The organism is Vibrio sp. VB16 (assembly GCF_015594925.2).
Classification (GTDB): Bacteria; Pseudomonadota; Gammaproteobacteria; order Enterobacterales; family Vibrionaceae; genus Vibrio.
In genome coordinates this window covers 1,351,425-1,363,405 of sequence record NZ_CP087591.1, presented here as the reverse complement: position 1 = coordinate 1,363,405, position 11,981 = coordinate 1,351,425, and the positions used below count along the sequence as shown (strand labels likewise).

Genomic DNA, 11,981 nt, shown 5'->3' with positions numbered 1-11,981 from the left:
TATACGATGAGCAAAGTAAACGAAATCACTCGCGAATCTTGGATTTTAGACACATTTCCAGAATGGGGCACTTGGTTAAACGAAGAAATTGAAAATACAGAAGTGCAACCAAACACGTTTTCTATGTGGTGGTTGGGCTGTACAGGTGTGTGGCTTAAAACGGAAGGTAACACAAATATTTCGATGGACTTTTGGTGTGGTGTTGGTAAAAAAACACAAAAAAATAAATTCATGAAGAATCAGCACCAGATGATGCGTATGGGGGGTGTTCGTGAACTACAGCCTAATCTTCGTACTTCTATTTTCCCACTCGACCCATTTGCAATTAAAGAAATTGATGCAGTATTGGCATCACACGATCATGGCGATCATATTGATGTTAACGTTGCTGCTGCTGTGCTTCAAAATTGCGGTGATCACGTTAAATTTATTGGACCAAAAGCGTGTGTCGATCTTTGGCAAAGCTGGGGAGTGCCAGAAGAGCGTTGTTTAGTTGCTAAAGTTGGTGACGAAATTCAAGTCGGTGACGCATTAATCAAGGTACTTGATTCGTTTGACCGTACAGCATTAGTAACATTACCTGAAGGTACTTCATCTTTAGATAAAGATATCCTTGACGGAATGGATGATCGAGCAGTCAACTACTTAATCGAAACTACTGGTGGTTCTATGTACCACTCTGGTGATTCACATTATTCAAATTACTATGCTAAGCACGGTAACGATCACAAAATCGACGTTGCGCTGCTTTCATATGGTGAAAACCCACGTGGTGTTACGGACAAGATGACTTCTTCCGATATTCTTCGCGCTGGTGAGTCACTTGATTGTGAAGTTGTTATCCCTTTCCATCATGATATTTGGGCTAACTTCCAAAATGATCCAAAAGAGATAGAAGTCTTATGGAACATGAAAAAAGATAGACTTCAATACGGTTTTGCTCCGTTCTTCTGGCAGGTAGGTGGCAAGTATACTTACCCTACAGACAAAGGCCGTATGCACTATCAACATTTCCGCGGATTCCGTGACATCTATACCGACGAACCAGAGCTACCTTACAAAGCATTCTTGTAAGATTCACGTATAGCCAATTTGATCATAAAGCCCTCGTTTCCGAGGGCTTTTCCGTATCCTACTCTACATTCCCATAACGTTGTCGACATGGCCAAAACTCGGTCATCTGGGCATGCCCCCTTCTGTAAATAACTGTAAAGTAAAATAAAGTTAAGTAAAGACACTGTCAACTATTTGGCTAGGCCTTATGATGTGCCTATACAGATATTCATACCGTTTACTCACTTTGGCTAACACACTATGCTTAAATTCACAGCTCTACTTACCTTTCTTTGGCTACCAGCCTTGCTTGTCGGCTACGACAAATTTGGTGATTTTTTCTTCTGGCGATCGCAATTAACTATGTATACCGGGATACTGAGTCTGGGCTATATGAGCCTGGCCGTGCTGCTTGCTGCACGTTTTAGTTGGGTTGAATCTAAGGTAAAAGGATTAGATAAGGGCTACGCGCTGCATAAAACATTAGGCATAGGCGCTACGATTGCGTTAATTTTACATTGGGCTACCGTAAAAAGTGCTCACTGGCTTATTGATGCTCAACTAATAGCAATGCCAGACCGCGGCCCACGACCAGAATTAGAAGGCATTAACTGGCACGGAATTGCAGAACAAGTCGGTGATGTTTCGTTTAAAGTCTTCTTAATATTTAGCCTGATTTCCTTAGTACAAGCCATAAGCTATAAAAAATTTAAATTTACTCACAAACTGGGTGGCATACTGGTTCTTGCTGGTGTATTCCACTCTATGATGTTACTCAACTGGGACATCGCTTCTATCCCAATGAACAGTGCTATTACGGCTTTATCGGTTATCGGTGTGTGGTGTTCCTTGATGTCGCTTTTCGGCAGAATTGGGAGCACAAATAAAGTGAAAGGTAAAATCTCACAGGTCACCAAATTCGCTATTGTTGAACAGAGTGCTTCTGTCACTCGTTTCACCATACAACTTGATAATGCAATCCACTATAAAGAAGGTCAGTTCGCTTACTTAGATTTCCACGATGGCGAAGCGCCCCACCCATTCTCTATTTTAGATTATGATAAGGACAACCGACTCGTTTCATTTGGTGTCAAAGACCTTGGGGACTACACTCATCAACTCGTCAATAAATTGGAACCCGGCCAAGCCGTGACAATTGAAGGCAGCTATGGCCGCTTCCAGATGTCAGGTCATGAACATCAAGTTTGGGTCGGTGCTGGTATTGGTATTGTGCCGTTTATTTCTCGCTTATATTGGCTAAAACGCAAAGCGGATACAACTCAACCATCTCTCAAAAAAATTGAACTCTTTTATTGTGTTAATAGTAAAAAAGAAGCTTTTTTTGAACATGAAATAATTAAAATACTAAATCATCTAGATTTCATTGAGCTACACCTTTTAGATGCAAAAAAAGGTGAGATGTTAGATGGAGAGCAGATTGCGAAAATAATGGTAGGAAAAACATACGATGTTAGCTTTTGTGGCCCGAAAGCGTTTGCTCAAAATCTGCAACAATACTTAGCGTCGAGGGGATTACCAGAGGAAAGATTTCATAAAGAGATTTTTAAGATGAGATAGCGGCCTCTCCGTACACTTAGCAATGGGCATCCATGCCCGTTGCTATTTGAATTACAGACGTTATGGTGTATGGATTACGCCACTTGGTAGACGCGATTGTGTCCATTCTTGAACCGAACGGTCCATTTCAAACGTTTTGGCTAGTTCAACGTCTAGATCAACCCCTATACCCGGAGAATCTGATGCATAAAGGTATCCGTTTTCGGTTTCTATTGTACCTGGAAATACATTACGAATATTCTCATTAGGTGCATCCCATTCTTGAATAGCTGAGTTCGCGAAAGCTATATTCAAATGTAAATTTACACTATGGCCAATCGGAGTCATATCTTGAGGACCATGCCATGCGAGTCTAACACCATGCGCTTCGCAATATGCCGCTAATTTTATCGCTGGAGTAATCCCACCTATTTGACTTATATGGACACGGATATAGTCGAGTTGCCTTTTTGCGACAATACTTTTCCACTCCATAGGATTATTAAATAGTTCACCGATTGCAATAGGGGTAGATGACTGACCGCGAATCATTTCCAACCATTCCAATTGATGCGGCGGTAGAGGGTCTTCAATGAAAAATGGTCTGAATTTTTCCATTCTTTTCACAAAATCGACCGCTTGTATAGGAGTCAGTCGTTCATGAACATCATGCAGCAAATGAACACCATAACCAATGGTTTCTCTAAGGTGTTCAAATAACGTGATCACACTCTCCATATAGATTTCTTGATCATAATATGCACCAGGAGTGGGATCTTTGGTCAAATGCGGGACCGCTTCTTTACCGCCATATAAACCCATTTGGCAACGAACATAACGATAACCTTCTTTCATATATTGGCGAACGTTTTGTTCAACTTCTTGAATCGTCGATCCATCCGCATGCCTATAAACCGGAATCGCGTCCTTAGATTTCCCGCCAAGAAGTTGATAAAGAGGCATACCAGCAAGCTTGCCTTTGATATCCCAGAGCGCCATATCGATACCACTCATCGCATTGTTGAGCACTGGGCCGTTTCGCCAATACGCATTAACCATCATTACATTCCATAGATCGTTTATATTATTCGCATCCCTGCCAACTAAAAGCGGCACTAAATATTCTTCAATTACCGTTTTGACTGCATACGGTCTTTGTTGGAAAGTCGCGCATCCTAATCCATATACACCACTATCCGTGTGTACTTTTACTGCGACTAAATTATGTTCTTTTGGTTTGGTCAAAACCACTTCTATGCTAGTTATAATTGTCGGCTTCATTTTGATCTCTTGATTAATTTTGTTGTTAAATTTTTATCTACAGTCTCGTGCTGTACTGTCTTTCTGATCGAATTACAGTAGAGCGCCGCTAGTTGGGTTAAACACCAACAATTTCTTCTTATCGAAGGCCAGCGATATACACTTTTTACCTTCTATTTTTTCGAAGAAATCGTAAGAGACTCTAGAAATAATATTATTGCCCTGGATAGCACCCTTCAGAAGTACGCTGTATCCCAATGGTTCGACCAACTGGATATCCACTTCAAACTCTTGCGGACAATCAATAACTTGCAAGTCATTGATATTCTCGGGCCTAATACCTAAGACCAAAGGGGCATTCAACACGGGTTCAGTAGTAAATGAATAATTTGAAAGGCCTACTTTGAGTTCTTTACTACCATTTAGAACAAAGTACGATTCGCCATCTTCTTTGGTGAAATACCCTTCAAGTTTATTCATTGGAGGGGAACCTAAAAAACCCGCCACAAATAAGTTTACCGGTTCACTGTAGACTTTCTTTGACGTGTCAGCCTGCTGTATAACACCTTCGTTCATTACTACAATTTTAGAACCCATCGTCATTGCTTCCACCTGGTCATGAGTAACATAAACCATTGTTTTTCCGAGTTTTTCATGCAACATCTTAATCTCACTGCGCATTTCAGCTCGCAGCTTTGCATCAAGATTTGACAACGGTTCATCAAACAAGAAAACTTTTGCATCTCTTACCAATGCCCTTCCAATTGCAACACGTTGACGTTGGCCTCCAGATAGTTGCGATGGTTTTCGATCTAAGAGATTGGTAATTTGAAGTAATGAAGCAACCTCTAAAACTTTCTTATCTCGTTCATCCTTAGGAACACCTGCCATCTTCAAACCAAACTCCATATTTCCACGAACAGATTTGGTTGGATAAAGCGCATATGATTGGAACACCATTGCGATATCTCGGTCTTTTGGTGCAAGATCTGTTACATCTTTACCATCGATATAAACACTTCCACCTTCAATTTCTTCAAGACCCGCAATAATGTTGAGAAGTGTAGATTTTCCGCAACCAGATGGACCTAGCAGCACAGTAAATTCACCCGATTCAATCTTATAACTAACGTTCTTCAGTACATGGACCTTGCCGTCATAAATTTTGTCAATGTTTTTAATTTCAATAGTTGCCATTATTAATCCTTAAACCCTTAACCTTTTACTGCACCGTTAGTGATTCCACGGACAAAGAATTTGCCTGAGCCGAAATACACAACTAGAGGAAGCATCGCCGTAATCATCGTAACGGCCATATCAACGTTATATTCTTTTACACCAAATGTTGAATTCACAATATTATTGAGCATTACTGTCATTGGTAGGTTATCGAGTCCTGCAAATGTCAGCCCTATCAAGTAATCATTCCAAATCGCCGTCACCTGAAGAATCGTACTTACAATCAAGATGCTCGAAGACATCGGAAGTATTATGTGGAAGAAAATTCTGAAAAAATCACCTGTATCAATTAAGGCGGCCTTCATTAAGTCACTTGGTAAGCTCATGTAATAATTTCTGAAAATAAGTGTATGAATCGGCAATCCAAATAAAACGTGAACTAAGATAACCCCGGGCAATGAACCGTATAGCCCAGCAAATGCCATCAATTTTACCAATGGATATAGAAGAATTTGGTAAGGCACAAATGCACCAAGCATTAATGCTGAAAGCAGCATATTTCCCCAGCGAACCTTCCACAAAGCAAGTGCATACCCAGTAATGGCGGCAAGCAAAACTGAGATAATTGTTGACGGAACGACGATTTTCACTGAATTCCAAAAACCTACAGAGATGCCTTCACATACCGCTCCAGAACAAGAACTGTTCCATGCTTTATCCCAAGCATAAAACGTTATTTCTTTAGGTAGTGCCAGTATATTTCCTGCTCGAATCTCACTCATATCCTTTAACGAAGTAACAAGCATGATATAAAGTGGAACGAGGAAATATAAGGCAAATATCACTAAAAAGAAGTAAACGACTATGCGCTCAACACCAAATTTCTTCTTTTTGTTTCGTGGTGCAACAACAATAGCATCCATGATTATTTACCTTTTCTTAGCTTTTGTACGATGATAAATGGAGCTAACACTGCAAACATAATGAGAAGCATATTGACGGCTGCCGCACTGGCAAACCCGATATTTGCTCTGTCAAATAAATAGTCAACAATGAACTTACTCGGGATGTCTGAAGAAAAACCCGGTCCACCTTTAGTTAATGCCACCACCAAATCGTAAGACTTAAGCACATGAGTTATTAGGATAATGGTACTTGTCAGCACCATCCCTTTTATCATTGGAATAATGATATGAAAGTACATTTTGAGCTTTGGGATTCCATCTATCATGGAAGCCTTCCAGATGTCGTTGTCTATTCCTCTTAATCCAGCCAACATCAATGCCATAACTAAACCGGAGGAATGCCATACAGCCGCAATGACTACAACATAAATAGATTTGTCGTAACGTGTTAACCAGTCAAAAGTAAATGACTCGAAGCCCATCCCTCGGACTATATTCTGTAATCCAATTTCAGGATGTAATATCCATTGCCAAACCAACCCGGTAACAATAAAGGAGATAGCAAGTGGATATAACATTGCCGTTCTGAAGACGCTTTCGAATCTAATTTTTTGGTCAATTAGAACCGCTAACAAAAAGCCTATTACTAAACAAAGGGTTACGTATAGAAATCCAAAAATAAACATATTTTCGACAGCGGTTTTCCATCTTAAATTCCTAAACAAACGTTCATATTGTGCGAATCCTACAAAATCGTAGGTAGGTAGAACTTTTGACGACGTAAAAGATATCAAGGTAGTCCAAATTAATGGGCCGTAAAAAACAAAAACGATAGCAATTACGGTCGGAACAAGTACTACATTCTGACTTTTTGATAAGCGGATCATATTATTTCGCCATTTCTACTGCATCAATAATTGACGCGATACCATCTTCGTTTGAGATGTTTTTGTTATTCCAGAAATTAGTGATTGCATCCATCAAACCACCCATAGCATCAGGTGACATAACCTGAGTAGGGTTAAGAGATTGCTTATTTGAATCGCCTAGTAAATCGAAGGCATAACTCACACATTCGTCTAGATGAGAAACATCCGCATCTTTACGTATAGGGAGTGAACCTTTGTGAACACTAAATTCCTCTTGAGATTTAGCTGAAGTTGCTGCTTTGATGAATGCATTTTGCGCATCGATATTACCGCTGCTTGGCGCAATGAAGTTATCCACTTGAACCATCAACGCCTCATAACCCGGTGCAACTCTACAGCCATAATCTGAGCCAATTTTTTGATCCGAGGCCGCAAATTCGCCCTTCGCCCAATCCCCCATAAACTGGAATGCTGCTTTATCTTGGATAAGCAATCCAGTGGTATCATTCCAATTTCGTCCCGGAGATCCTGCATCAACGAATTTATTCAGTTCTCTGAACATTGTTATCACGCGTTTACCCGTAAGACTATCTAACTTCTCAATATTACCCTTAAGGAAAACATCTTCAAACCAAGTCTTACCACCTTCTCCAAGTGCGATTGACATAAATAAAATGCGCTCTTGCCACGCTTCTCCACCAAGTGCCAAAGGCGTAAAACCAGCCGCTTTAATTTTGGGGGCTGCCTCTAGGAATTCGCTCCACGTTGTTGGGACTTCAACACCGGATTCGCTTAGCACATCCATAGAATAGAACATCCAGTTAGCGCCATGAATGTTGGTTGGGATAGAGTAGTACGAGCCTTTATACTTACTAAGCTCTTGAACGGATGAATAGAAAACATTATCCCATTTTTCAGCTTTAGCAATATCATCTAAGTTTCGAACTTGATTGGCATCTACCATCTCAAACAATCCTGGTCCTGGCTGCCAGATAACTGCATCTACTGCTTGGTCTGCCGCTCGCATGTTATTGTAAAGTGACATTGCAGTGCTTCGGTTATTCCCTGAAATATCCTTCCAATCGTATCCTTGCTCTTTTACATTATTAATTATCACTTCAAGGGCTTTGGATTCACTGCCTGTAACCCAAAAGTGAACCACTGACACTTCCTCACTCTGTGCTAAAAAGGAGCTGCTTGCCAATAGTGATGTAAGAAATATTCCTTTAAGTTTTGTGCGCATTTCTAATCTCCGTAGGGTGTATTTTTGAATGCTGAGGCAACTATAGGCAACATAAAAGTAGCCGTCAACACGAAATGATATCGTTATCATTACAAATGAGATCGTTATCACTCTCTATGATATCGTTATCATCAATAATGAGATCGTTATCATATTCACTTTGACATTAACCGAGTTTAGATTAGAATAATAAGCCATTTCCAAATTGGGTTATCGGAGATTAATACCTTGACTAAACCTGTCACACTTAAAGAAATTGCTCAAAAAACTGGGCTTTCTGTTGCTACCGTAGGACGTGTTTTTGCATCTCCTGAAAAAGTAAAAAAAAGTACAATCGACGCCGTTACTTTGATTTCAGAACAGTTAAATTACCGCCCCAACTTAGCTGGAAAATCTTTAAGAACAGGTAAAAGCTACGAAATTGCGATGATGCTACCTTTCGATAGAAAAGATTCCGCATCGGCGATGGGGGCTGGTCAATACAATTTAATTTCAAGCTTTATGAGTAACCTTTCCAATAGTGGTTATTCGCTAAAACTGCTTCCATACACAAATAAGCATGAAGCCAAACAACTGTTTGATGATTACCTAAGAAACAACACACCCGATGCATTCGTTGTTACTCAATTAGAACCGCTTGATGAACGTGTCAATCGATTAGAACAATTGAACATACCCTTCATAACATTTGGTAAAAGCAACACGGAACGCCCTCATAATTACTTTGATTATGATAACTTTTTGTTTGCATACCAAGCGACTAGAAATGCGTTAGATAACGGTGCTAAAAAAGTCATCTTATTAACGCTCAATGACAACTATATTCACTATCTATTGCAAATTTCTGGATATGAAGACGCTCTAAAAACCTATGATAGTGAAGTAGAAAGTTGTATTGTTCGCGTAGACGCTAATGATGATAGTTCCACGTTAGCAAATATTGAGGTTGTTTTGGATAGCGCTGACACCGTTATCACGGTATCTCCACACTTAGTCTATTTGACGAAAAAAGCAGCAAAAAATAAGGGTATTGTTATCGGAAGGAATTTGAGTATCGTATGCTCATCAGCTTCACCTAGTCTATTACAGATGCTCGAAATACCTATCACATGTTACTACCAAGATTTTGCGAAAGCTGGAAGTATTTTATCAGAATCCGCGCTACAACTTTCGAACAACAAAAACAGTGACATCATATCTATATTAGAACCTTACGAAGTCATAGACATACATGGATAGGAATATCCAAACTGCTAATTTCATGACCAGTGAAGACCCTTTAGTCAGGAATTTGGACATCAATTAAGGGTTATTTAAAAACGAATAACTTAGATTTCGATCAGCTTCGTTTAGGCTGCTTGTAGGTTTTACCCGCAGCTCGAAACGTCTCTTTGTGCTTAACATCAAACATAGCAAAAAAGAACCAAGCAACAAAATTAACAACATGATCGCCTTCATTCATCACGTGCTCTATAAATTCCTGTTCTTCACCGGCGTCATCCTTTTGTACTGTCACGTGATAGATACGTTTTTCGCCATCAACTTCTGCTAAGGAAAATTGTCCTGATAATGATTCGGCAGCTTCGGCTATCTCTCCGTCTTCATTGCTTTTCAGATGTTCTAGTGCTTGTGGTAGATTTTCTAGTTCACAAAGTACGTTAACTAGGTTCTCAAATTCATTTTGAAGCATGCTCTAATCTCTATTTATAGAATTGCGTTGATTGTATGTGACAATGAAAAAAAGAACCAACCTTAGGTTCGTTCTTTTTAAGATCATTTAGATAATCGGCTTACTTGATAGTACTGGCTAAAAATTGCTGACCTAGCAACTCATTGTATTCAGCTATCCTAGCCTTAAATTCCGCCATCTCTTTTTTAGGCACCGAACTCGCCATTGGTATCTTCGCCTTCATTGCATTAACCGCTTTATTTCGGATCATAAATTCATAATGCAAATGTGGGCCCGTTGAACGCCCAGTATTTCCAGATAGTGCAATCTTCTGCCCTCGAGAAATCGCCTGGCCTTTTTTCACCAATATTCTACTCAGGTGTAAATACCGAGTTTTGTAACTACTTCCATGCTGAATGACAATGTATTTGCCTGCATATGGGTGGTTTCGAGTCAGTATGACTTTACCATCCCCTGTAGAATAAACGGGCGTACCAGTGGGGGTCGCAAAATCGGTGCCGTTATGAGGCGATATTCGACCGGTTACTGGGTGTTTCCGATTGGGATTAAATGAAGAAGAAATTCTATATCTTTTACCCGTCGGATACCTTTGGAAGGCTCTTTGTAAACTCTTACCGTCTTTATCATAATACTGACCATCTGTATGTAAAAAAGCCGTGACAGTTCGGCCTCTATTATGTATTCGAATAGCTTGAACTTCTTTCTTCCCAGTCGTTTGGTCGCCTACATACTGCCTATTTTGCACAATCTCGAATTGATCACCCGCTCGTAAATCGCGAGAAAAATTAAGCTTATCTTTCAATAAAGTGTTTATCTGCTCGATCTCGTTATTTCCAACACCGACCTTGTTCGCAGACTGAGAAAAACTACCATGGATCTCGCCAACATAGGGTTCTAGTTTCCACTCTCCAGGCACAGAGATATCTTTGAATTGATAGCTTTCATCGTCATGCCTTGTATATAGCACTTTGTCTGCAATGTTGAATTGTAGAATCATCTTACGAAGGTGATTCTGTTTTTCCGTTCCCCAAAAAAGCAGTTGATTTCCGGGCTTTAACGTATCCAACATCAGATAGTTGAGATCCGCCTCCATAACCTTAAGTAAATCGCTATAAGGAAAGCCCAACTGATCAAAAATGGAGCTGAGATTATCTCCTTTTTGAATGATATAACTATAGTCGGGAGCCGAATCAAGTCCCTCTAATGCCACTTGTGCTTGCGCACTATCGTAGGTGGGCATTTCTTTAAGTTGAATCGGGACAAACTTTCTATCTTCGGTTCGAGAGTCAATACCTAAGCTTACTAGCGTGATAACTGCAACCAAAGGCAACAGGGTCGCGAACAATCTTTTTTTGAAAGGTACATCCTGAGAAAAAATATAACTTACAGGAGAAAAAAGTTTTTTAAACACAATACATCCAATCGTTCTATTATCATTGATATGCCACTGAAAGCGCTATAAAGCTACCTTAAAATGAGCATCCATTTCCAGTGGGGTTATACTACAATAGGTGCATGCTGAGCACCATTGAACTAAAGTCAATTTTATGACAATTGATATAATATAACAATTCCTTTGAAGTGCGCTACTAACTTTACAATTGTCAACGCTTTGACAGTGTAGGTATAATTGACACAAAACATTGTTTTAATTCGAGAATTATTATTAATCCGTTAGATTGGAGATATCACTGCTGAAGGAAAAAGCTATGTCTATAATTCGCACTGCGTCGTGTTCCTGCAATCTTGTGACAATTCGTTGTAAGGGTGAACCTATTAGAACGGCGATTTGCCACTGCTTTGAATGCCAAAAACGGACAGGAAGTGTGTTTGGTGTGCAAGCCCGCTATCTGACCGAAAATACCGTACTAGATGGCGAAATCGTTTCCTATTCCAGAATCGCCGATTCCGTTAATCAAGTTACTTATGACTTTTGCCCCCGCTGTGGAACTACGATGAGGCTGAAACTAAACGCGGTACCTGATGCCACCATCGTTCCTTTAGGTTTATTCAAAGAACAAGACTTCGCAAGCCCCAGTTTTTCTGTTTATGAGCAAAGAAAGCGTAGTTGGATATCGTTTGATTGCGAAATGGACCACTTTGACTGAATGGCCCTTATAGACGCAAAACTCAGATCAAACATACCTAATTGATATGTTGCGAGGTATCCGTTATGCAACATATTTATCCATAGCATAGGACAAACACAACCGTGTTTGCTGAAT

The 11,981-nt window shown here is 39.9% G+C and carries 11 protein-coding genes; 4 read left to right on the top strand and 7 right to left on the bottom strand.

The annotated features are described in order from the left end of the window. Positions 1–6 precede the first annotated feature (6 nt). Together ulaG and IUZ65_RS22535 are read left to right on the top strand one after the other, a co-directional pair. Entirely contained in the window at positions 7–1,074 is a 1,068-nt protein-coding gene (gene ulaG / locus IUZ65_RS22540; protein ID WP_195706243.1) for an L-ascorbate 6-phosphate lactonase, read from the top strand. A 240-nt stretch (positions 1,075–1,314) separates the two neighbouring features. Next, positions 1,315–2,631: a ferredoxin reductase family protein gene (locus IUZ65_RS22535; protein WP_195706242.1), complete on the top strand. Its 1,317-nt coding sequence runs from the start codon at positions 1,315–1,317 to the stop codon at positions 2,629–2,631. Positions 2,632–2,691: 60 nt separating this feature from the next. On the opposite strand, the gene IUZ65_RS22530 is transcribed toward IUZ65_RS22535, so the two are convergent. The 5 genes from IUZ65_RS22530 to IUZ65_RS22510 all read right to left on the bottom strand — a co-directional run bounded on the left by IUZ65_RS22530 (position 2,692) and on the right by IUZ65_RS22510 (position 8,066). Continuing rightward, positions 2,692–3,891, bottom strand: a complete 1,200-nt coding sequence (locus IUZ65_RS22530; protein WP_195706241.1) for an enolase C-terminal domain-like protein — start codon at positions 3,889–3,891, stop codon at positions 2,692–2,694. A gap of 72 nt (positions 3,892–3,963) precedes the next feature. Beyond that, positions 3,964–5,067, bottom strand: coding sequence for an ABC transporter ATP-binding protein (locus IUZ65_RS22525; protein ID WP_195706240.1), 1,104 nt, complete (start codon positions 5,065–5,067; stop codon positions 3,964–3,966). A 17-nt stretch (positions 5,068–5,084) separates the two neighbouring features. Beyond that, on the bottom strand, positions 5,085–5,972 hold the full coding sequence (locus tag IUZ65_RS22520) for a carbohydrate ABC transporter permease (RefSeq protein ID WP_195706239.1): 888 nt from the start codon (positions 5,970–5,972) through the stop codon (positions 5,085–5,087). A gap of 2 nt (positions 5,973–5,974) precedes the next feature. Next, complete coding sequence (locus tag IUZ65_RS22515) at positions 5,975–6,640, bottom strand: carbohydrate ABC transporter permease (protein WP_229638346.1); 666 nt, start codon at positions 6,638–6,640, stop codon at positions 5,975–5,977. 202 nt (positions 6,641–6,842) lie between these two features. After that, positions 6,843–8,066, bottom strand: coding sequence for an ABC transporter substrate-binding protein (locus IUZ65_RS22510; RefSeq protein WP_195706237.1), 1,224 nt, complete (start codon positions 8,064–8,066; stop codon positions 6,843–6,845). 228 nt (positions 8,067–8,294) lie between these two features. Between IUZ65_RS22510 and IUZ65_RS22505 the strand changes: the two genes are divergently transcribed. After that, positions 8,295–9,305, top strand: a complete 1,011-nt coding sequence (locus tag IUZ65_RS22505) for a LacI family DNA-binding transcriptional regulator (RefSeq protein ID WP_195706236.1) — start codon at positions 8,295–8,297, stop codon at positions 9,303–9,305. Between the two features lie 100 nt (positions 9,306–9,405). Here IUZ65_RS22505 and IUZ65_RS22500 read toward each other — a convergent pair whose 3' ends face one another. After that, complete coding sequence (locus tag IUZ65_RS22500; RefSeq protein WP_195706235.1) at positions 9,406–9,756, bottom strand: hypothetical protein; 351 nt, start codon at positions 9,754–9,756, stop codon at positions 9,406–9,408. A gap of 100 nt (positions 9,757–9,856) precedes the next feature. Beyond that, a complete protein-coding gene (locus IUZ65_RS22495) occupies positions 9,857–11,167 on the bottom strand; it encodes a peptidoglycan DD-metalloendopeptidase family protein (RefSeq protein ID WP_195706234.1) in 1,311 nt (436 codons plus the stop codon). A 298-nt stretch (positions 11,168–11,465) separates the two neighbouring features. On the opposite strand from IUZ65_RS22495, the gene IUZ65_RS22490 reads away from it, so the two are divergent. After that, the gene (locus IUZ65_RS22490; RefSeq protein ID WP_195706233.1) at positions 11,466–11,864 is read left to right on the top strand and encodes a GFA family protein; all 399 of its coding nucleotides are present in this window, start codon (positions 11,466–11,468) and stop codon (positions 11,862–11,864) included. The last annotated feature ends 117 nt before the right edge of the window (positions 11,865–11,981 follow it).

Excerpts from the sequence above, each read along its gene's own strand:
- ulaG (WP_195706243.1), top strand. The coding sequence starts at position 7 with ATGAGCAAAGTAAACGAAATCACTCGCGAATCTTGGATTTTAGACACA.
- IUZ65_RS22525 (WP_195706240.1), bottom strand. The coding sequence starts at position 5,067 with ATGGCAACTATTGAAATTAAAAACATTGACAAAATTTATGACGGCAAG.
- IUZ65_RS22520 (WP_195706239.1), bottom strand. The coding sequence starts at position 5,972 with ATGGATGCTATTGTTGTTGCACCACGAAACAAAAAGAAGAAATTTGGT.
- IUZ65_RS22530 (WP_195706241.1), bottom strand. The coding sequence starts at position 3,891 with ATGAAGCCGACAATTATAACTAGCATAGAAGTGGTTTTGACCAAACCA.
- IUZ65_RS22515 (WP_229638346.1), bottom strand. The coding sequence starts at position 6,640 with ATGTTTATTTTTGGATTTCTATACGTAACCCTTTGTTTAGTAATAGGC.
- IUZ65_RS22500 (WP_195706235.1), bottom strand. The coding sequence starts at position 9,756 with ATGCTTCAAAATGAATTTGAGAACCTAGTTAACGTACTTTGTGAACTA.
- IUZ65_RS22535 (WP_195706242.1), top strand. The coding sequence starts at position 1,315 with ATGCTTAAATTCACAGCTCTACTTACCTTTCTTTGGCTACCAGCCTTG.
- IUZ65_RS22510 (WP_195706237.1), bottom strand. The coding sequence starts at position 8,066 with ATGCGCACAAAACTTAAAGGAATATTTCTTACATCACTATTGGCAAGC.
- IUZ65_RS22490 (WP_195706233.1), top strand. The coding sequence starts at position 11,466 with ATGTCTATAATTCGCACTGCGTCGTGTTCCTGCAATCTTGTGACAATT.